Genomic DNA, 19,179 nt, shown 5'->3' on the forward strand with positions numbered 1-19,179 from the left:
TGGACGAATACCGTGAGCGCTTCTAACGTGATCTGCATGACTACGACGCAGCCCGAGGTCCTCGGGTGGGAGGGACACCCCAGGGGCTCGCGCGAATACCGCCGACTCGTCCTGGCCCTGCTGTTCGCCGGAGTCGCGACGTTCGCCCAGCTGTACTCGGTGCAGGGAATCCTGCCGCTCATCGCCGCCAATCTCGACATCACGCCGTCGCTGTCCTCGCTCGCCGTCGGACTCGCGACGGTCGGCGTCGCGGTCTCGGTCATTCCCTGGTCGGTTGCGGCCGACCGCATCGGTCGAGTCCGGGCCATGACGGCGTCGATCCTCACCGCCACGACGTTGGGACTGCTGGTACCGCTCGCGCCGTCGCTCGAAGTCCTTCTGGTCGTTCGATTCTTCGAAGGTGCCGCACTGGGCGGTCTCCCCGCCATAGCGATCGCATATCTCAGCGAAGAGGTGCATCGCAGTCACACTGCCTTGGCCGCGGCAACGTACGTGTCCGGCACGACGCTCGGCGGACTGCTCGGCCGCATCGTCGCCGGACCCGTTGCGGAATACACCAACTGGCGCATCGGCACCCTGACCGTCTCGCTGATTGCGGCTCTCGCCGCCGCGCTGTTCGTGTGGCTTGCACCGAAACCGCGAACGACGCTGGTGCACAGCCAGATTCGTGACCTGCCGGGACGGCTCTTGGTAAACCTGCGCGAACCGGGGATGGCGGCACTCTACGGCCAGGGATTCCTGCTGATGGGCGGCTTCGTCGCGATCTACAACTACCTCGGATTCCGTTTGGAGGCCGTGCCTTTCGGGCTCCCACAGTCTCTGATCAGCCTGATCTTCGTGGCGTACCTCAGCGGTACGGTGTCCTCACGGGTAGCGGGCAAGCTCGCGACGATGCACGGCAGGTCGGTGGTGCTCGCCGGATCCACCGCAACGATGATCGCCGGAGTGGCACTGACGATGGCGTCGAACCTCGTCGTCATTCTGACCGGCCTGGTGATCCTGACCATGGGATTCTTTGCGGCCCACGCCATCGCGTCGGGCTGGACCGGACAACGCGCCGTCCACGGCCGCGCGCAGGCGACCTCGCTGTACAACCTCTTCTACTACGGCGGATCGTCCATGGTCGGATGGATCGGCGGCGTCGTGTTCCAGTCGCTGGGATGGAACGCGTTGGCGCTGTTCGTCATTGCGTTGGCACTGATCGCAGGCGTGTGGGCCGCATGCCTGCACGGCCGATTGGCGCAGCCGGTATCAGTAGGTTGACGTGTTCGCGGCAGCGATGGCGAAAATGACGATCGCACCCACGATGACGACGAACAGTGCGATCGAGACGTAACCGATGATCAGCCCTGCGGTCGCGAACCCCGACCCGCCTTCGCCGGTGCGCTTGATCTGACCGCGCGCAATGTGGCCACACACCACCGCGCACACCGACGCAAGCAACGGAATGAACGTCAGACCGAGAATGCCCAGCACCAGCGACACGATCGCCAACGTGTTCGTGGTCGCGGGAGCCTGATACCCGCCGGCATACGGCGCATTCCCGTAGTGGGGGTTGGCGTATTGCGTGTTTTGATACTGGGGGTTTTGATACTGCGGGTTCGGAGGGTACTGCTGGTTCTGGTGCTGGGCGTTCGGGTCTCGGTACGGAGGGTACTGCTGCGAATCCCCGTACGACTCGTCCTTCCTGGACGCGTCGAACGAATCGCTGCCTTCACCCTGCGGATAACCCATGGCGGGAGTGTGGCACCTCGGGACAGCCGTCGCAACCGTTCTCTGGCGACGCTACGTGCCGAGCTTGCCCCAGCCCACATACGCGTCGACGGTGACGTAACCGGTCACCCGAGGCTGATCCCGAACCGGATACGGATTCCCGGTGTATTGCGTCGAAATGCGATCGATATCCACCAGATCGGGATCGTCCTGCAACTCGATCGAGCCGTGCACCGTCACATGGGTGTACCAACTGGCCTCGTCCAACACCGAAATGGAGACCTTCGGATTGGCCCTGATGTGCTCGAGACGCTTCCGAGACGCGTCGAAATTGAGCACGACCTTCCCGTCCTCCCACAAATACCAGGTGGGTGCGGTGATCGGCGTTCCATCGGCACGAACCACAGCCATGACGGCGGGATTCGGCTTCTTCAGCAATTCCACAGCAGCATCGGGCAACGGGGGCTTCGGCATACGACAACCTTACGACTCGACCCCCGCTGCGGTCCTGCTTCCGCCCACACCGCCCCGAAGTCCACTCGATGTGACATTGACTGCCGAAAAGGCCACTGAATGTCACATCGAGTGGACTGGGGTTTCGGGTGCACTCGGGAATCGGGTGCACTCGGTGCGGATGTGCGACTACAGGTTGGGGAGTTTGACTACCTGTCCGGCGTAGGAGAGTCCGGCACCGAAGGCGAGTAGCAGTGCGGTGTCTCCTGCTTTTGCTTTGCCGGTGCGCAGGAGTTCTTCCATGGCCAGGGGGATCGAGGCTGCCGAGGTGTTGCCGGTTTCGGCGATGTCGTTGGCGACCGGGGTGCCGTCGGCGAGGTTCAGGCTCTTGGCCAGCAGTTCGGTGATGCGGCTGTTTGCTTGGTGGGGGATGAAGGCGTGCAGTTCGTCGGTCTTGATGCCGGCGACGTCGAGGACCCGCTGCGCGGCTTTGCCCATTTCGAATGCGGCCCAGCGGAAGACGGAGATTCCGTTCATCCGGATCCAGGGTCGCTCGAGGCCTTCCTCGGTGATGTAGTCGTACCAGTCGGTTGTCTGGACGATGGCGTCGGATTGCGAGCCGTCCGAGCCCCAGACGGCGGGCCCGATCTCGGTTTCGTCACTCTGTCCGACGACCACGGCACCGGCACCGTCGGCGAAGATGAATCGCGTGGTGCGGTCGTAGGGGTCGGTGGTGACGCTGAGCTGTTCTGCACCGATGACGAGGACGTACTTGGAGGTTCCGGCCTTGACCAGGTCCGATGCGACGGCGAGGGAGTAGCAGAAGCCTGCGCAGCCGGCGCAGATGTCGAATGCGGCCGGTCCCTTGGTGCCGAGTCCGTGCGCTACTTTCGCAGCTGCCTGGGGTGTCAGTTCGAGATGCGTCGAGGTGGCGACGATGACGGTGTCGACTTGGTCGGCCGTGATTCCGCTGGCCTCGAGGGCCTTGCGGCCTGCTGCGATGGACATCTCGACGACGTTTTCCTTGGGATCGGCGAAGCGCCGGTTCTTGATTCCCGATCGCGTTTGGATCCACTCGTCGCTCGAGTCGATGAATTCGCAGATCTCGTCGTTGGTCACGACTCGCTCGGGGCGGTGAACGCCGAGTCCGAGTAGTTTCGACTGTCGTCCCTGCGTCGTGCTGATCGCACCCATCTTCAATTTCCTCTCGTGCTACCGCGCCATCGCCGAGCTTCGGCTCGGGTCTTGGGCTGCGGGCTCGGTGACACACGTTACGTGCGTCGCCGCGAGGAGTTCACACCAGTTCGGCGATGAGGGCCGCGACCTCGGCGGGTTTGTCGATCATGGCGTGGTGATGGGCGGGCATGACGACGGTGAAATCCGCTTGCAGGTAGGCAGCGAGTTTGCGCTGTGTCCGTACCCATCTCTTGCCCCACGGCGACGGCCTGCCCGTGTGTGCGGCCGCCACGATGACGGGCACACCGAGTCGGAACTGCTTGCGGATGCGGTTCAGTTCGACCGAGAGATCCGGGTAGACGACGTCCTCCACCAGCGCGGCGGCGAGGTAGGCGGGTCTGCGATAGATGTCGTCGACCCAGTCGAATGTCTCCTGCGGTGTGCCGTCGGGCGGTGTCGCCTGGTTGAGGATGCGGCGCACACGCGGTCCGATCAGTTTCTGCACGCCGGTCCTGCTGAGCATCGTTGCGATCACGTGCGCGGCCTCGACACGCACGGCAGCCGGGATGAATCGTCGGGGGTCGGATTCTGCGCTGGAATCGAGCAACAGAATCCCGCGGATGCGCGACGGGTACAGCCGGGCGACGGCTTCTGCGTAGAAGCCGGCAATCGAATGACCTGCGACGACGGCCGGCTCGGTGACTCCGAGTGCGTCGAGGACGCCGATGATCCTGTCTGCCTCTCCGTGGACGGTGGGCGTGGCACCGACGGGCAGGGGGTCGCTGAGTCCGAAGCCGGGGCGGTCGAGAACGACCACGTGATGGTGGGAGCTCAAGATGTCGACGGTGTCGTTCCAGTCGAACCAATTGCTGCCGAGGCCTCCGCAGAGGACCACCGTGGGGCCGGTTCCGCGTACGAGCAGATGCAGACGTTGTCCGTCCACCTCGACGTATCGACCGGGCGGATGTTTCACGGGAAACAACGCACTGCGTTCGGCTCGATCCCCGTTGTCCATATTTGGTTCCCCACGATGCTCAGCCGACCCGCCGTCTGTTTCACCGTCCAGTTTCCATCATTTTCCCGGTTTTTCACACTCGGCCTCGCGGATGGGGTCGTAGCGGAGGTCATTGACGCGGCTTGGCCAGCGGGAACGCCAACGTTTCGCGGATGCTGCCTCCGGTGATGAGCATGACAACCCGGTCGACGCCCATGCCGAGACCACCGGTCGGCGGCATCCCGTGCTCGAGTGCCTGCAGGAAGTCCTCGTCCAAGCTCATCGCCTCCTCGTCGCCCCCGGCCGCGAGCAGAGACTGTTCGGTCAGTCGCTGCCGCTGATCGACCGGGTCCGTCAGTTCGCTGTACGCGGTACCCAGCTCGACACCCCACGCGACTAGATCCCATTTCTCTGCGACCCCGGGGATGCTCCGATGCGGCCTCGTCAACGGCGACATCGACGTCGGGAAGTCCTTGTAGAAGGTGGGGAATTCCGTGTAGTCCTCGACGAGATGCTCGTACATTCCCTGCGCGACGGCTCCCGCATCCCAGGTCTTCTCGTACGGGATGGCGTTCTCGTCGCACAGGCGTTGCAGTTCGCCCAGTGGGGTCGACGGTTCGACGGGTACGCCCAACTTCTCGGCGACGGCACCGTGCAGCGTCTTGACGGGCCACTCGCCGGAGATGTCGATCTCGATCATCTCTCCGTTCGGGCCGTCGGGACGCAGGATGATCTCGCGTCCGTGCGCCGCAACAGCAGCCCGTTGAATCAATTGGCGGCACAACACCATTGCGCGTTCGTAGTCGCTGTGGGCCTCGTACGCCTCGAGGATCGTGAACTCGGGATTGTGTTTGAAGTCCGCTCCTTCGTTGCGGAACACACGCCCGATCTCGAACACCTTCTCCATGCCGCCGACGCACAGGCGCTTGAGATACAGCTCCGGGGCGATTCGCAGGTAGAGATCGAGGTTGTAGGCATTGATGTGGGTGACGAACGGCGCGGCGTTCGCACCGCCGTGCACCTGCTGCAGAATCGGTGTCTCGACTTCCATGTACCCGCGCTCTGCCAGCGAATCACGGAGGGATTTCACCACGTTCGAGCGTGCGATCAGCAGAGCTCGAGCATCCCGATTGATCGCCAGGTCCACGTAACGCTGCCGCACCCGAGCTTCCGGATCGGTGAGCCCGCGGTACTTGTCCGGCAACGGATGCAGGCACTTGGCGTTCATGCGCCACTCGGTGGCCAGCAGGGAGAGCTCACCACGCCTGCTGAACCCGATGGTGCCGCTGACCTCGATGAGGTCACCCAGGTCGAAGTCGGCATCGAATTCTTCGATTCTGTCGCCGACGCGTTCGCGGTCGAACAGCACCTGAATATCGGCCGACCAGTCACGGATGACGGCGAAGGACACGCTGCCGTAGTCACGGATACGCAGAATGCGTCCGGCGATTCGCACCGTTGTGCCCTGCGGCGACGCCACCGCTGCCTCGACGGTGTGGGTCGGGGGATACGCGACGGGATAGCCCTCGGTGCCCTCGCGTTCGAGGCGATCGAGCTTCGACATGCGCACGCGCACCTGGTCGGGACGCTTCCGGCCCGGCGTCGGCTCGTCCGGAACGCTGTCGGGTCCACTGCCGTCGGGATGAATGTCGGCGGCGTCGGCCAGAGCTGCGGGCACCGCGACGTGGGAACCGGTGTGCTTCGAGGCCCGTCGGAAGGTCGGAAGAGTCAGGAAGCCTTCGGCGATGGCCGACGCGACGCCGACCTTGGGCAACACCCGATTGTCGGCGAAGCAGAGGTAGCGCGGCTCCCATTCCGGAAGGTACTTCACGTTCGAGCGATACAGTGCCTCGAGCTGCCACCACCGGGAGAAGAACACCAGCACGCTTCGCCAGATCCGCAACACCGGCCCGGCCCCGATCCGGCTGCCCTCCTCGAACGCCGCGCGGAACACGGCGAAGTTCAGCGAGATCTTGCTGATACCGAAATGATCTGCGCCGGTGGCGAGCTCGGTCACCATCAGTTCGATCACCCCGTTGGGCGACGCCGGATCCCGGCGCATCAGATCCAGCGATGCACCGGTACGACCCCACGGGACCAACGAGAGAACACCGATCACCTTCTCACCCTGAACTGCCTGCACCAGAAGGCAATCGCCGTCCAGCGGATCACCCAGCCGGCCCAACGCCATCGAGAAACCACGCTCGGTTTCGGTATCGCGCCACGCATCCGCGCAGGCAATGATCTCCGACATCTCCTCCGACGAAATATCCCGATGACGACGCACGGTGACCACAACACCCGCCTTGCGAGCCCGGTTGACCGCCTGACGCACGGGGCGCATCTCGCGTCCATTGAGGTTGAAATCTTTGGTTTTCAGGATTGCTTCGTCGCCGAGTTCGAGGACGCTCAGGCCGGCCCGCTTGTACGCGGTGGCGCCGATCTCGCTGGCCCCCATGACAGCCGGGGTCCAGCCGTACTTCTCGGCCAGGTCCAACCATTCGGATATCGCATGCGGCCACGCCTCGGGGTTGCCGATCGGGTCACCACTGGCAAGACACACACCGACCTCGACGCGATACGTCACCGCTGCCTTGCCACTGGTGGCGAAGATGACGCCCTTGTCGCGTCGGGTGGCGAAGTAGCCGAGGGAATCGTCGGCGCCCCACTTGTCCAGCAGGCCACGGAGAGCGGACTCGTCGCGACCGGTGAGCGCATTGCTCGACCGCTGAGACCGAAACAACGTGATGACAGCCCCCAGCAACGCCAACGCTCCGAACAGACCCAACGCCGTGTTGACGATCCCGTTCGGCCTGCCGTCGAACTGCTCGTTGTCCACCGTCGCCAACGCCGTGACCCGATTGAACGCCCACAGGAACGTCTGACTCTCCGGCAACGACCCGGGGAACAACGCCACCAGCGCCCACCCGATCACCGTCCCGATGGCGGCGCCCAGCACGAGCACGCCGAGCGCCTTCCACACCGCACCGCGGCGCACACGCGTGTAGAACTCCTTGCGCGCGGCGATCAACAACCCCGTCACCACGACATGCACAGCCAGTGCAATCCACGAGCTGACGTCCTTCTCCGTGATGCCCTCGACGACATTGGTGATCGCCAACAACACCAGATAGATCGTCAACAACCACCACGCAATGCGTTTGCGACTCGCCAGCGCCGCCGCCAACAACCCGACCACCAACGCCCACGACAAACTCGTATCGGGAGCATCGAAGTAGTAGCTGTCCACGTATTCACGAGGAACATGAATCAGGAAGCGAAGAGTCGGCGACAGACTCCACAGAAACAACAACACCGCGAACACGCCGAGCACCAACCCCGCGATATGGGGCACCTCACTCAACCGACCACGCGCGGGTGGCACGAACGACCGCGGAGCCATGGACCCGGACCGCTCCGAGGGAACTGCTGTCGCCGTCATATCTCACTCCCGAAGTCAGAATGCACTTGCAACGTAGACGGTATCCCCGCCGACCGAGTCAGTTCCCCATTGCCGGACCCGCCCGTCCACTCAATGTGACGTTCAGTGGCCTTTTCGGCAGTCAATGGCACATCGAGTGGACCTCGAATCGAGTGCGGGCAGCGAATCTTCGGGGACATTGGATCGTGATGCAGCGTCGCCTCGGCGCACGAGGGTCGGCAGTTTGTCCACAGGGTGTGAGTTGTCCACAGGGCAATTCGTTTCCCGTCGTCGTGATGGATTCGGGGTGTGCGGACTGTGCATCATCTTGGTTATGAAGCGGGGTGGAGCACGAGTCGACGCGAAGGTAATCGCGGCTGCATCGGATCGCGGCTTCATGAGGACAGCGCATCTACTCGAACTCGGGGTGGCGTCGAAGACCATTGTTCGACGCACTCAGCCGGACGGCAGCTGGTCACGGGCGCTGCCTGGGTTGGTGTTCTTGAAGAACCGCTCGCTGACGCCGATGGAACGCGCCACCGCGGTGGCGATCTACTGCGGCAAAGATGCTCTCATCAGTGGTCGGGCAGGGTTGGCGTTGCATGGATTCGGTACGTCGGGCTCGCTGGAGGAGACATTTGCACTGATTCCCGAGCCGCAACATCGCAAGTCCGTGAGCTTCGCAGTGGTGGAGCGAACGTGGCGAATGCCCACGGCGGAGATCAGGTCGGGGCTCCGCGTCGCGCCGATCGTTCGGTGCTTGTGCGATGCAGTTCGGCGGATGAAGAATGCCGAGCAGTGCCTGGCGCTGATTGCAAGCGTCGTGCAGCGAGGCGCGGCCACCGTGGACGCGATCATGAAGGAGCTCGACGCCGGCAGTACACGTGGGACGGCGATGCCGCGACGGGTGCTGCGGGAGTTGGCGGCCGGCGCGCATTCCGTTGCAGAAGCCCAGGCGCAGAAGCTGTACGCGCGCAGCGGACTTCCGGCGATGCAACACAATGTGGTCGTCCACGACGAGCGGGGAAAGTTCCTGTTGATCGCCGACAACTGGCTCGATGACGTCGCATTGGATTGGGAGATCGATTCGCTGGAGTACCACCTCTCGCCCGCGGCGCACAGGGCGACGGTGGAGCGTCGTGAACGAGCGCAGAACGCCGGCCTCATCGTGGTGACACATCTGCCGAGCGATATTCGAGACGATCCGGAACGCGTGCTGTCCGACCTTCGGGCGCGCTACGAGCAGGCCAAGGCGCGACCGCGACCGAACGTCACGGTTCGGCCGCGAGCAGATCAGGCTTATCGTCGGTCGGGCTGATACACCCAGACCATGTGCTCGCCGGTCTCTGAAACAGCTGCGATCGGTCGATGCTCGATGCTGTCCAGAACGAATCCAAGCCGCCTGGGTACGGCCTGGCTTCTGAGATTAGCTGCATCACAATGAATTTCGACTCGGCGGATCCCGTCCAGTTTCAAGGCCTCCCGCATGAGGGCAGCGACGGCCTCGCTGATCACCCCACGTCCCTCCGCCCGGGCGTCGAGCCAGTAACCCAATTCGATTCCGTGCGGGCCGATTCGGCGATGCATCCCGATTTTGCCCAGAAACGCACCGCCGTCGAGGTCGAAAATTCCGTAATCGAACATCTCACCGGCATCCCACTGCTCGACGGCCTCGGCGATACGAGCTAATTGTGCCGAAGGCTGTGTGGCTTCTTCGGTCGCCCAACCCATCCAGGGCACGAGGCGAACGAGATTGCGATCGATCGCGTCGGCAATGGCAACCGCATCGTCGACCGATTCGCGACGAATGACGAGTCGGTCGGTGACAATCCGATTGGGAGGCACGTCGAGCATGGTCAGCAGTGTGTCAACAGTGCACCCGACTTGCCAACGAATTTCGCCGCACTTCCACCCGCCCGCAGTCCACTCGATGTGCCATTGACGGGCGAAAAGGCCACTGAAGGTCACATTGAGTGGTCAAAGCGGGGGCAGGGGGCGGGGTCAGGAAGCCGACCAGGATCTCCAGGACAGTTTGTCGATGATAATGACTGGACCCTCAGGTCTGTTGTTTCTGTATTGACTGTATTTCGCGACCAAGGCGTCGGTGGCCGATGTGCCTTCGGTGCTGGAGGATTCGACGATGTGGGCGGATCCGTCTGCGCGGATCCACCAGAGTTGGGACCAGTCGTCGGTGTAGTGGTCGACGATGAGGCTGACGGCGGGGTCGGCGCGGATGTTGTCCAGTCGCTGGAGTTTTCGGGTTGTTTTGGGTTTCCAGTCGATGGCGGTGAAGATGCGGTCGCCGGTGGGCGCGACGGCGAAGACGATCGGTACGAGGTGCGGTGTGCCGTCGGGGTTGATGGTCGAGAGTTGGGCTCGGGGTGCGTCGGTGAAGCGTTGGACTTCGTTGTCGATCTTCACGTTCGGTTCCTCGGGTTAAGCGGATTCGCTGTGGGTGCTGTGTCGGGTGATGAATTGTTCGAGTGCCGCGACGGGCATGGGGCGTCCGAGTAGGTGTCCTTGGCCGAAGGTTACGCCCATGTCGGTGCAGATCTGGAGTTGTTCCGGTGTCTCGATTCCCTCGATGACGGTGTCCTTGCCGAGGGTGGTGGTGACGTCGACGAGGGCGGTGCAGAGCGTGGTCATGGCGCGGCGTCGGTGCAGGTTGTCGCTGTCGAGGTGTTGGGTGAGGGATTTGTCGATCTTGAGGATGTCGACGGGGAGGGTGGCGAGTCGTTCGAGGGAGGAGAAGCCGGAGCCGAAGTCGTCGATGGCGATGAGGACGCCGTGGCGTTGGACGTCGCGAAGTTGGTAGTGGACGGCGTCGAGATCGTGGAGTGTCTGTGATTCGGAGAGTTCGAGTGCGAGCCGTCCGGGTTCGATGCCGTAGGTGTCGACGGTGTCGATGACGTCGGTGGCGAGGGTTCCTGTGGCGAAGTGGGCGGGGCTGATGTTGACGCCCACCTGGAGGTGGATGTTGCGGGTCTGCCAGTCGGCGATCGTGTGCGCGACCTCGGCGAGTATCCACAGGCTCAGCGGGACGATGAGGTCGGCGTCCTCGGCGAGGGGGATGAAGGTGTCGGGCATCAGTAGGCCGAGTTCGGGGTGGTTCCATCGGATGAGTGCTTCGGCCCCGACGACCGTTCCTGTCGCGAGTTCGACGATGGGTTGGTAGACCATCGTCAGTTCGCGCTCGACCATGGCGATGCCGCGTAGCCGTTCGATGAGTTCGAGTCGGGTGCGGTTGGTCTGGTGGAGCTCGTCGGTGAAGACGTGGTGTTCGTTGCGTCCGACGGCTTTGGCGGCGTGCATGGCTGCGGCGGCGTTGTGGACCAGTTGGGTGGCGCTGATGTCGGTGTCGGTGCTGGAGGCGACTCCGACGCTGGCGGTGAGGGTGAGTTGGTGGCCGCCGAGCTCGAAGGCGGGCTCGAAGATGCTCGTGAATCCGGCAGCCATGGCGCGCGCGGCTATGGAGTGGCAGCCTCGTGCGATGACGACGAATTCGTCGCCGGTGAGCCGGCCGATGGTGTCGCCGGGCCGGGTGGAGGCAAGGAGTCGGTCGGCGATCATGCACAGCAGGTCATCGCCTTGGGCGGGGCCGAGGGCGTCGTTGAATTCTCGGAATCCGTCGATGTCGACCAGCAGGACGCTGAACTGGCGGTCAGGGGTGCGTCGGTCGAGCTCGGTGGTGATGAGGGCAAGGATCTCGACGCGGTTCGGGAGGCCGGTCAGCGCGTCGTGTTGGGCTGCTGTTCCGGACACGGCTGCGACATGACGGGGCGGCGCGTCGTGCTCTCGGCTCATTGTTCCCCCTCATGGCCGGATAGCCACGAGTGATACTAGCCCAAGAGTCCGGTTAGACGCCATAAACAGGGAACATCCCCTTTTTATGGACTATTAGATCACGGTGTTCTCGGTTTGTGTGCCGTTTGTGCGACCTGTCGATATTCGTTCTTCGATTCTCCAGATCGCGTCGTCCACACTGTCGCTGAGTCCGAGCACCCACCGGGCCGCCGACCGCCCCTGATCGAACAGCGACTGCGCGACGGTGGTCAATCCGGCTTCGGCTGCGGCGGGGGAGTCGTCCCACCCGGTGACGGCCAGTCGCCCCGGAATGTCGATTCCGGACACGGTCGCAGCATCGAGTACCCCGAGGGCAAGTTCGTCGCTCATCACGAGCAGTGTGTCGACGGCATTGTCCTTCAACAACAGTCGCGCTGCTCGGTCGCCTTCTGCGCGGGCGTTGTCGGTGGTGAACAGTGTCGGTACCGTCGACCAGTCGATCCCCGATCGCAGGCATGCGTCTCGGTAGCCTGCGAGCCGCGCTCGGGTCACCGGCATCGAGATGTCCGACGCGTCCGCGCCACGCACGATCGTCGATTCGCGTCGGGTATCGGGTCTGAGGGCGACGATGGCAGGTCGAGATCGGCTGTTCAACGCGGTGGTGGCCACGGCGTCGGCTGCCGCTCTGTCGTCGATGGCGATCCAGTTCAGTCCTGGGTGGTCGGGCCCACCCTGGATGCACGTCGGGCGGCCGGTGTCGACGAGCACGTCGAGCAGGGGGTCGTCGATTTCGGTGGTCCACACGACGTATCCGTCGACCTGTGCGTCCCTGATGCGTGCGTTGTCGGTGTCGCGGTGCAGGTTCGGCAGCATCACCAGCGCGGTGTCGGCGTCGAGACACGCTTCGGCGATACCGGACAGAAAGCGTCGAGCCTGGGGATCCTCGAATGCATAGGTGAGTTTCTCGCCGAGGACGACACCGATGCTGTTGTGCCTGCCACTGCGCAGTGACCGCGCGGTGCGGTTGGGACCGGCGTAACCGAGGGTGGCTGCTGCCTCGTGCACGCGATCGCGTGTGGCCGCCGAAACCCGGCTCGGTCGGTTGTAGGTGTACGAGACGCTCATGGTGGAAACGCCTGCGGACGCTGCGACGTCAGCCATGGTCACCCGAGTGTTCACCGGGCCACTGTAGCGCGCCGCACGGACCGTGTGTAACGATACACAACATGTCTTCGCCGCTACCGAAGCTGCTGGTGCTCGCCGCAGCCGCATTCATCTACGTCACGGCGGAAACGCTGCCCGTGGGGTTGCTCCCCGAGATATCCGGGGACCTCGGTGTCGGCGAATCCGCCGTGGGTCTGCTGCTGACCTTCTACGCGTACGGCGTCGCGGTGATGACGATGCCGTTGATCCGGTTCGTGCGCGACTGGCCCCGACGGCGCGTCGTCGTCATCACCGTTGCTGCACTGGCACTCTCGCAACTCCTCTCGGCGGTATCCGTCGGATATCCGATGTTGGTGATCTCCCGAATGCTCTGTGCGGCAACACACGGAGTCTTCTGGGCCGTCGTCGCCCCGGTCGCGGCGTCGCTCGCGCTACCCGGCAAGCAGGGCAAGGCGATCGCCACGGTGTACGCCGGTACGTCGCTGGCGCTGGTGGCCGGCAATCCACTCACTGCCGCACTGGGTCAGTGGTTCGGATGGCGCACGGCAGCAACGATTCTCGGCATCGTGGCCGCAGCGATCGCCGTGGCGCTGTACTTCGTCCTCCCGGCACTGCCGGTCACCCGGGCGGCTTCGGAGACGAAAAAGACACCGCGGGTGCTCGACGGCACCCTGGCCGTTCTGTGTGGAGTGACGTTTCTGGCCGTCCTCGGTCATTTCGCCGCGTACACCTATTTCTCGGTGATCGTCGACCGTGCCATCGGATCGGCGGGTACCACTCTGACTCTGATGTTGATGCTGTACGGACTGTTCGGGGTGATCGGCATCTGGGTGATCGGCAGAACCTACGACCGGTGGCCCCGACACTCGACCATCGGGGCCCTGGGTGCGGTCGCAGCGGCAGTGGCGATTCTCTGGTGCACTCTGAGCGGAGCGCCCGGTAGCTGGGCCGTGTTCGCCGTCGGTGCCATCGCCCTGTGGGGACTGGCATTCACCACCCTCCCGGTGTGTATCCAATCGGCAGTGGTCAGGGCGGCCCCAGCCGATGCGGACAAGGCGTCGGCGATCTATGTCGTTGCCTTCCAGTTGGCGATCGCGACCGGTGCTCTGGTGGGCGGTGTGGTGATCGACCTCAGCGGCATCGTGGCCGTCACCGCAGCTGCAACGGCGCTGGTGGCTGCAGCGCTGGTGGTTGTCATCGTGGCGCGCAGGACCTTTCCGCGCAGCTATGCCCAGGAGCCGGTGACAGCAGCGGCACGCTGACCCTCGAGGTGCCCCGCACGATAGGGTCAGCGAGCGACGAACGAGGGAATCCGGTGCAATTCCGGGGCTGGCGCGCAACGGTGACGAGTGAGAGCTCGAAGTCCGAATGCTCGGACGTCGCGATCCACCTCCACCCGCGGCTCCGCGACACGAGCCCTCAGCAGGAAGCTCCTCACGATGCGCATCACACTCGCCGTCCTAGGCGCGGTCTCGATCCTCGTTCTCGCCGGTTGTTCGTCCACCGCGACCACCGACGCGGCCACCCCGACCACCGGAAACTATCCGCTGACCATCGAGAACTGCGGCCGCGACGTCGTCGTCGACGCCCCGCCGCAGCGGGCAGTGTCGCTGAATCAGGGTTCGACGGAAATTCTGCTCTCACTCGGCCTCGCCGACCGCATGGTCGGCACCGCCACCTGGACCGATCCCGTCCGCGCGAACCTCGAATCGGAGAACGCGAAGGTCCCCAGGTTGGCGGACAACAAGCCCTCTCTGGAGGTGGTCCTGGACGCCGAGCCCGACTTCGTCTCCGCGTCGTTCGGCGGCACCCTCGGGCCGGGAGGCGTCGCCGACAGGGACCAGTTCGAGCAGCTCGGTGTGCCGAGCTATCTCTCTCCCACCGACTGCAACGGCAAGACCGACGACAGCGTCAACTCCGACGGTGCGCGTACATCACCGCTCGAAATCGAGACCGTCTACCAGGAAATTCGCGACCTCGCAGCCATCTTCGACGTGCGTGATCGCGGCGAACGCTTCGTCGGCGAGCTGCAGGATCGCTTCGCGACGGCATCAGGAGCCGTCGACGCCTCGGGGGTGACGCTGGCGTACTGGTTCGCCGACACCGACACCCCGTACATGGCCGGATGCTGTGGGTCGTCGGGCATCATCACCGGATCCGTCGGTGCCCAGAACATCTACGCCGACACCACCGACGAATGGCCGCAGGTCAATTGGGAGAGTGTTCTCGATCGCGATCCCACCGCGCTCGTGCTCGCCGATCTGAGTCGACGGAGCATCGCCGGTGATGCTCTCGACAGCAAGATTGCCTTCCTGGAATCGAACTCCGTCACCAGTCGGCTCACCGCCGTCGAGGACAAGCGGTACATCGTCGTCAACGGTGCCGACCTCAACCCGTCGATCCGCACGATCGACGGGGTCGAGAAAGTTGCCGCAGCGCTGCAGAATTGGGGACTGACCACCCCATGAGCCGGACCGATCGCGGGTTGCTGATCCCGCTGCTGCTCGGTGGCTTCGTGGTGTTGGTGCTCTCGATCGGCGTGGCCGTGACGATCGGCCCGGCCAGTGTGTCGGTATCCGATGTGTATCGAGTGATACTGGGGCACATCGGGATCGGCACCGCCGGAGTGAGTCGCATCGAGGACGGCATCGTCTGGCAGTTGAGGTTGCCCCGAACGCTGCTCGCTGCCATCTGCGGTGCAGGCCTCGCTCTGTGTGGAGCCATCATGCAATCGCTGTTGCGCAATCCCCTGGCCGACCCGTTCGTGTTGGGTATCTCGTCGGGCGCATCCACCGGTGCCGTCTCCGTCGCGGTGCTCGGTGTGGGCGGCGGCGCACTGTCGCTGTCCACCGGAGCATTTGCCGGAGCACTGCTGTCGTTCGTCCTGGTGATGCTGCTCGCCGCAGGTGCGGGCGGCGGAAACGACCGCGTCGTACTCGCGGGAGTAGCAGGGACGCAACTGTTCTCGGCTCTCACGTCGTTCATCGTCATCTCCTCGGCCGATGCCGAACAAACCCGCGGGGTGCTGTTCTGGTTGCTCGGCTCCCTGAGCGGCGCCGACTGGACGGACGTGGCATTGTGCGGCGGTGTCGCACTGCTGGGAATGGTGGTGTGCCTGTTCAACACCTCGGCCCTCGATGCCTTCACCTTCGGGCACGACGCCGCCGCGTCCCTCGGCGTTCCGGTGAAGTATGTGCGAATCCTGTTGCTGGTCATCACCGCACTGATCACGGCCGCTCTGGTCAGTGCCGCCGGAGCCATCGGATTCGTAGGACTGGTACTTCCGCATGCCGCCCGCTTCCTCGTCGGCGCGCGCCACCGAAGACTGCTCCCGACGACGGTGGTGATGGGCGCAATCTTCATGGTCTGGGTCGACACCATCGCCCGAACTGTGTTCGCACCACAGGAAATTCCTGTCGGAGTGGTCACCGCTCTGATCGGCGTGCCGGCCTTCGCGCTCATTCTCTTCCGGCTACGGAGGTCCCGATGACACTGCACGCCAGAGACATTCGATGGACCCGCGGTGGACACCCGATCCTCGACGGCATCAGCTTCGCGCCGGAACCCGGCGAGACCATCGGCCTGATCGGACCCAACGGGTCGGGCAAATCATCGCTACTGCGAATCCTCGCAGGCATCGTCGCCCCCGACAGCGGCGACGTGCTGCTCGACGGAGACAACCTGCGAACACTGCGTCGACGCCGCATCGCCAGACGCGTGGCGATGGTCGACCAACACTCCGACACCGACGTCGACATCAGTGTCCGCGACGTCGTCCGTCTCGGCCGCATCCCCCACCACGGCATCCTCGGCGGCGACGCAGCCGACGACGACGCGGCGATAGCGCAGGCACTCGCCGACACCGCCATGGCGTCGAAAGCCACCCGACGATGGCACACCCTCTCCGGCGGCGAACGCCAACGAGTCCAGATCGCCCGAGCCCTCGCCCAACAACCCACCGAACTACTGCTCGACGAGCCGACCAATCACCTCGACATCCAACACCAACTCGACATCCTCACCCTCGTCGCAGGTCTACCCCTGAGCAGCTACATCGCCCTCCACGACCTCAACCTCGCCGCGATGTTCTGCAACCGCATCATCGTGCTGAACAACGGCGCCATCGTGGCATCGGGAACCCCGAACGAAGTGATCACCGAAGACCTGGTGCGCACGGTATACAACGTGCACGCCAGCGTCACGAATGCCGACAATTACCCACAGGTGACCTATCGCCGCCCCGCCCCATCCGACCCCGGAGTCCACTCGATGTGACATTGACCGTCGAAAAGGCCACTGAATGTCACATTGAGTACCAGCCGAAGTGGTCCGCGGAGGCGATTGGCCCGGCGGATCTAGAGTTGCCGCAGTTTCTTCTCGAATGCGTCGAGGCGGGTGGTGTCCTCGAAGAAGTCTTCTTGGGAGATGATTTTTCCCCAGCTCGTGCGGACCAGGAGCACAGTGCGGTTGCTGTAGATCTGGGTGCCGTCGGCGGCGTGGGCTTGGTCGTCGAAGCGGGCGAGCAGCGTCATACGCCAGGGTGCGCCGCCGCTGTAGATTTCCGTGATCTGGCCTTTGATTCCGGCAGCGACGAAGTCCTGGAAGAATTTTTCGATGGCCGGGCGGCCGCGGTGGGTGCCCGACCAGCGGCTGTCACCATCGGCAAACTTGAGCACGGCGTCTCGGTGGAATGACGACAGTAGCGGGCGGTAGTCGCCGTTGTTCAGTGCTTCGATGTCTCGCTGCAGCTTGAGTGTCAGCGCTCGCATCAGCAGGAGCTTGAATGCGAAGGCCGTCGAGATGCCGGCCAGAAATCTCAGTTGCATGCCCATACGTTTGCCTACCGTTCACCGGCGTGTCAATCGAGATGGCGGTACGTTCGTTCGATGATTCACCACGTGCAGGTCCCTTGTCCGGCGGGCGGCGAAGACCGCGAGCGGGAGTTCTACTCGGGTGCTCTCGGCTGGCAGGAGATCGCGAAGCCGCCACCGTTGGCCGTCCGCGGCGGCTGTTGGTTTCGCGTGCCGGGAGTGGGCGGTCCCGATGGTGAGGTACACATCGGTATCGAGGACGACTTTCGACCGGCGCTGAAGGCGCACCCGGCCTTCGTGGTCGATATCGATGCGACTGCTGCAGCGTTGACGTCTGCCGGCTACCCGGTGAATTGGGCCGATCCCGAGGAGATCCCGGGTCGACGGCGGTTCCATACCCGCGACGGCGTGGGCAATCGAATCGAATTCTTGGCAGCTCGATAGTTGTCGAGTGTCATCGCTACGTCGGGGAGTCGGCCTCGTCGATTCTCCGGACTACGTTTCTTGTGTCGCGAAGGACAACGCAAGTGCCGAGATACAGCGGTGGCGTCGGGCCGTGGCATCGTGGACGATCGATTCCATGCTGAGTTGGAAAGATCGAATTGCCGAATTCTGGCGCGACGCGGACGATACAGACCCCGTTCGTATGCGGATCCAGATCGACCAATTGCTTTCAGCCTCAGAGTGTTCTGACGCCCGTGCATTGTTCGAGCGAGCCTGCCTGGAGGACTTCTTGGGCGAAGAATCCGCGGCTGTGCCGCTGTACGAGGCGTCGTTGTCCTACGGGCTCGATATCGACAGGGAGAACCAGGCTCGGATTCAACTGGCGAGTTCGCTCCGCAACGTGGGTCGACAGGACGACGCGTTGCGAGTGCTGGAGGAGTTCGAGTTCTCAACCGAATACTCCTCTGCGCGAGATGCATTCGTGGCACTCGCACTCTGGGACAAGGGCGACGGTGCACAGGCTCTGCGGAACGCACTGCATGCCGCAGACCCGGCCTTGGGGAGATACCGTCGAGCAATCGGGGCGTACGCGGCGGAGCTGTTCGACGACAGACAACCTTGAGGTCGGAACGGAACAAACGCCTCGTCGACGGCGTTCTCTGCTGAAGTTCGTGCATGCTTGTTTCGACGACCAAAAGGGGACTCCATGACCGGAAGCACCTACGATCCACATGCGCTTCTCGAGCAGAGCCGAATCGGCGTACTGGCCACCATCAAAGCGAGCGGAATACCGCAGCTCTCACCGGTGACGCCGTTCTACGACCGGGCAGCCGGCACCATCACGATCTCGGTCACCGAAGGGCGAGCGAAAACGACGAATCTACGCCGAGACCCTCGTGCCGCGCTCGAAGTGACCAGCGCCGACGGCACAGCATGGGCGACGGCGGAGGGAACCGTCACCCTCACCGGTCCGGGATCGTCACCCGACAGCCCCGAAGTCGATGCCCTGGTGGACTACTTCCGCGCCGCCGCCGGTGAGCACCCCGATTGGAACGAATATCGTGCAGTCATGGTCGCCGACCGACGAGTACTGGTGACCATCTCGGTCACACACGTCTACGGCCAATCGATCGCCTGACACCTTTTCCGGTCCACTCGATGTGACATTGACCCCCAAAAAGGCCACTGGATGTCACATTGAGTAGCCATGGCTGGCCGCG

The 19,179-nt window shown here is 63.8% G+C and carries 19 protein-coding genes; 9 read left to right on the forward strand and 10 right to left on the reverse strand.

Going from position 1 to position 19,179, the window contains the following annotated elements:
* The first annotated feature begins 36 nt into the window (after positions 1–36).
* Positions 37–1,263, forward strand: a complete 1,227-nt coding sequence (locus tag CH295_RS09565; protein WP_094740519.1) for an MFS transporter — start codon at positions 37–39, stop codon at positions 1,261–1,263.
* Here the strand turns inward: CH295_RS09565 and CH295_RS09570 are convergent.
* The 5 genes from CH295_RS09570 to lysX all read right to left on the reverse strand — a co-directional run bounded on the left by CH295_RS09570 (position 1,252) and on the right by lysX (position 7,739).
* A complete protein-coding gene (locus CH295_RS09570; protein WP_094740520.1) occupies positions 1,252–1,734 on the reverse strand; it encodes a DUF4190 domain-containing protein in 483 nt (160 codons plus the stop codon). The two genes, CH295_RS09565 and CH295_RS09570, sit on opposite strands and share 12 nt — an antisense overlap.
* 51 nt (positions 1,735–1,785) lie before the next feature.
* A complete protein-coding gene (locus CH295_RS09575) occupies positions 1,786–2,187 on the reverse strand; it encodes a PPOX class F420-dependent oxidoreductase (protein ID WP_094740521.1) in 402 nt (133 codons plus the stop codon).
* Between the two features lie 168 nt (positions 2,188–2,355).
* Positions 2,356–3,360, reverse strand: a complete 1,005-nt coding sequence (locus CH295_RS09580; RefSeq protein ID WP_032378786.1) for a beta-ketoacyl-ACP synthase III — start codon at positions 3,358–3,360, stop codon at positions 2,356–2,358.
* A gap of 100 nt (positions 3,361–3,460) precedes the next feature.
* Entirely contained in the window at positions 3,461–4,357 is an 897-nt protein-coding gene (locus CH295_RS09585) for an alpha/beta fold hydrolase (protein WP_170945840.1), read from the reverse strand.
* A gap of 109 nt (positions 4,358–4,466) precedes the next feature.
* On the reverse strand, positions 4,467–7,739 hold the full coding sequence (gene lysX, locus CH295_RS09590; protein WP_252341995.1) for a bifunctional lysylphosphatidylglycerol synthetase/lysine--tRNA ligase LysX: 3,273 nt from the start codon (positions 7,737–7,739) through the stop codon (positions 4,467–4,469).
* A gap of 352 nt (positions 7,740–8,091) precedes the next feature.
* On the opposite strand from lysX, the gene CH295_RS09595 reads away from it, so the two are divergent.
* A complete protein-coding gene (locus CH295_RS09595) occupies positions 8,092–9,075 on the forward strand; it encodes a hypothetical protein (protein ID WP_094740523.1) in 984 nt (327 codons plus the stop codon).
* Here the strand turns inward: CH295_RS09595 and CH295_RS09600 are convergent.
* From CH295_RS09600 to CH295_RS09615, 4 genes are all read right to left on the reverse strand, one after another.
* Entirely contained in the window at positions 9,057–9,611 is a 555-nt protein-coding gene (locus tag CH295_RS09600) for a GNAT family N-acetyltransferase (RefSeq protein ID WP_170945841.1), read from the reverse strand. The two genes, CH295_RS09595 and CH295_RS09600, sit on opposite strands and share 19 nt — an antisense overlap.
* A 147-nt stretch (positions 9,612–9,758) precedes the next feature.
* Positions 9,759–10,178 carry a TIGR03668 family PPOX class F420-dependent oxidoreductase gene (locus CH295_RS09605; RefSeq protein WP_037195366.1) on the reverse strand — a complete coding sequence of 140 codons (420 nt, stop codon included), beginning with the start codon at positions 10,176–10,178 and terminating at the stop codon, positions 9,759–9,761.
* Between the two features lie 15 nt (positions 10,179–10,193).
* Positions 10,194–11,561 (reverse strand): putative bifunctional diguanylate cyclase/phosphodiesterase, encoded by a 1,368-nt coding sequence (locus tag CH295_RS09610; RefSeq protein WP_094740524.1) that lies wholly within the window; start codon positions 11,559–11,561, stop codon positions 10,194–10,196.
* 93 nt (positions 11,562–11,654) lie between these two features.
* Complete coding sequence (locus CH295_RS09615; protein WP_252341978.1) at positions 11,655–12,719, reverse strand: LacI family DNA-binding transcriptional regulator; 1,065 nt, start codon at positions 12,717–12,719, stop codon at positions 11,655–11,657.
* A gap of 47 nt (positions 12,720–12,766) precedes the next feature.
* On the opposite strand from CH295_RS09615, the gene CH295_RS09620 reads away from it, so the two are divergent.
* From CH295_RS09620 to CH295_RS09635, 4 genes are all read left to right on the forward strand, one after another.
* Positions 12,767–13,966: an MFS transporter gene (locus CH295_RS09620; protein ID WP_094740525.1), complete on the forward strand. Its 1,200-nt coding sequence runs from the start codon at positions 12,767–12,769 to the stop codon at positions 13,964–13,966.
* 177 nt (positions 13,967–14,143) lie between these two features.
* The gene (locus CH295_RS09625; protein WP_094740526.1) at positions 14,144–15,172 is read left to right on the forward strand and encodes an ABC transporter substrate-binding protein; all 1,029 of its coding nucleotides are present in this window, start codon (positions 14,144–14,146) and stop codon (positions 15,170–15,172) included.
* Entirely contained in the window at positions 15,169–16,194 is a 1,026-nt protein-coding gene (locus CH295_RS09630) for a FecCD family ABC transporter permease (RefSeq protein ID WP_037195372.1), read from the forward strand. The genes CH295_RS09625 and CH295_RS09630 overlap by 4 nt, the downstream gene beginning before the upstream one ends.
* Positions 16,191–16,979: an ABC transporter ATP-binding protein gene (locus CH295_RS09635; protein WP_037195374.1), complete on the forward strand. Its 789-nt coding sequence runs from the start codon at positions 16,191–16,193 to the stop codon at positions 16,977–16,979. The genes CH295_RS09630 and CH295_RS09635 overlap by 4 nt, the downstream gene beginning before the upstream one ends.
* An 80-nt stretch (positions 16,980–17,059) precedes the next feature.
* Here the strand turns inward: CH295_RS09635 and CH295_RS09640 are convergent, their stop codons facing one another.
* A complete protein-coding gene (locus tag CH295_RS09640; protein ID WP_094632113.1) occupies positions 17,060–17,536 on the reverse strand; it encodes a nuclear transport factor 2 family protein in 477 nt (158 codons plus the stop codon).
* A 54-nt stretch (positions 17,537–17,590) separates the two neighbouring features.
* Here CH295_RS09640 and CH295_RS09645 point away from each other — a divergent pair, with 54 nt between their 5' ends.
* The 3 genes from CH295_RS09645 (at position 17,591) to CH295_RS09655 (ending at position 19,097) form a co-directional block, all read left to right on the forward strand.
* Positions 17,591–17,959 carry a VOC family protein gene (locus CH295_RS09645; RefSeq protein ID WP_094740527.1) on the forward strand — a complete coding sequence of 123 codons (369 nt, stop codon included), beginning with the start codon at positions 17,591–17,593 and terminating at the stop codon, positions 17,957–17,959.
* A gap of 202 nt (positions 17,960–18,161) precedes the next feature.
* Positions 18,162–18,581: a tetratricopeptide repeat protein gene (locus tag CH295_RS09650; RefSeq protein ID WP_094740605.1), complete on the forward strand. Its 420-nt coding sequence runs from the start codon at positions 18,162–18,164 to the stop codon at positions 18,579–18,581.
* Between the two features lie 84 nt (positions 18,582–18,665).
* Positions 18,666–19,097, forward strand: coding sequence for a PPOX class F420-dependent oxidoreductase (locus CH295_RS09655; RefSeq protein WP_094740528.1), 432 nt, complete (start codon positions 18,666–18,668; stop codon positions 19,095–19,097).
* The last annotated feature ends 82 nt before the right edge of the window (positions 19,098–19,179 follow it).

Origin of the sequence: Rhodococcus sp. 14-2483-1-2 (assembly GCF_002259405.1) — a bacterium.
Taxonomy (GTDB): Bacteria; Actinomycetota; Actinomycetes; order Mycobacteriales; family Mycobacteriaceae; genus Rhodococcoides.

Coding starts and splice junctions, on each gene's coding strand:
- CH295_RS09570 (WP_094740520.1), bottom strand. CDS start 1,734: ATGGGTTATCCGCAGGGTGAAGGCAGCGATTCGTTCGACGCGTCCAGG.
- CH295_RS09630 (WP_037195372.1), top strand. CDS start 15,169: ATGAGCCGGACCGATCGCGGGTTGCTGATCCCGCTGCTGCTCGGTGGC.
- CH295_RS09650 (WP_094740605.1), top strand. CDS start 18,162: ATGCGGATCCAGATCGACCAATTGCTTTCAGCCTCAGAGTGTTCTGAC.
- CH295_RS09610 (WP_094740524.1), bottom strand. CDS start 11,561: ATGAGCCGAGAGCACGACGCGCCGCCCCGTCATGTCGCAGCCGTGTCC.
- CH295_RS09585 (WP_170945840.1), bottom strand. CDS start 4,357: ATGGACAACGGGGATCGAGCCGAACGCAGTGCGTTGTTTCCCGTGAAA.
- CH295_RS09565 (WP_094740519.1), top strand. CDS start 37: ATGACTACGACGCAGCCCGAGGTCCTCGGGTGGGAGGGACACCCCAGG.
- CH295_RS09620 (WP_094740525.1), top strand. CDS start 12,767: ATGTCTTCGCCGCTACCGAAGCTGCTGGTGCTCGCCGCAGCCGCATTC.
- CH295_RS09625 (WP_094740526.1), top strand. CDS start 14,144: ATGCGCATCACACTCGCCGTCCTAGGCGCGGTCTCGATCCTCGTTCTC.
- CH295_RS09635 (WP_037195374.1), top strand. CDS start 16,191: ATGACACTGCACGCCAGAGACATTCGATGGACCCGCGGTGGACACCCG.
- CH295_RS09595 (WP_094740523.1), top strand. CDS start 8,092: ATGAAGCGGGGTGGAGCACGAGTCGACGCGAAGGTAATCGCGGCTGCA.
- CH295_RS09580 (WP_032378786.1), bottom strand. CDS start 3,360: ATGGGTGCGATCAGCACGACGCAGGGACGACAGTCGAAACTACTCGGA.
- CH295_RS09600 (WP_170945841.1), bottom strand. CDS start 9,611: ATGCTCGACGTGCCTCCCAATCGGATTGTCACCGACCGACTCGTCATT.
- CH295_RS09655 (WP_094740528.1), top strand. CDS start 18,666: ATGACCGGAAGCACCTACGATCCACATGCGCTTCTCGAGCAGAGCCGA.
- CH295_RS09640 (WP_094632113.1), bottom strand. CDS start 17,536: ATGGGCATGCAACTGAGATTTCTGGCCGGCATCTCGACGGCCTTCGCA.
- CH295_RS09645 (WP_094740527.1), top strand. CDS start 17,591: ATGATTCACCACGTGCAGGTCCCTTGTCCGGCGGGCGGCGAAGACCGC.
- CH295_RS09575 (WP_094740521.1), bottom strand. CDS start 2,187: ATGCCGAAGCCCCCGTTGCCCGATGCTGCTGTGGAATTGCTGAAGAAG.
- lysX (WP_252341995.1), bottom strand. CDS start 7,739: ATGGCTCCGCGGTCGTTCGTGCCACCCGCGCGTGGTCGGTTGAGTGAG.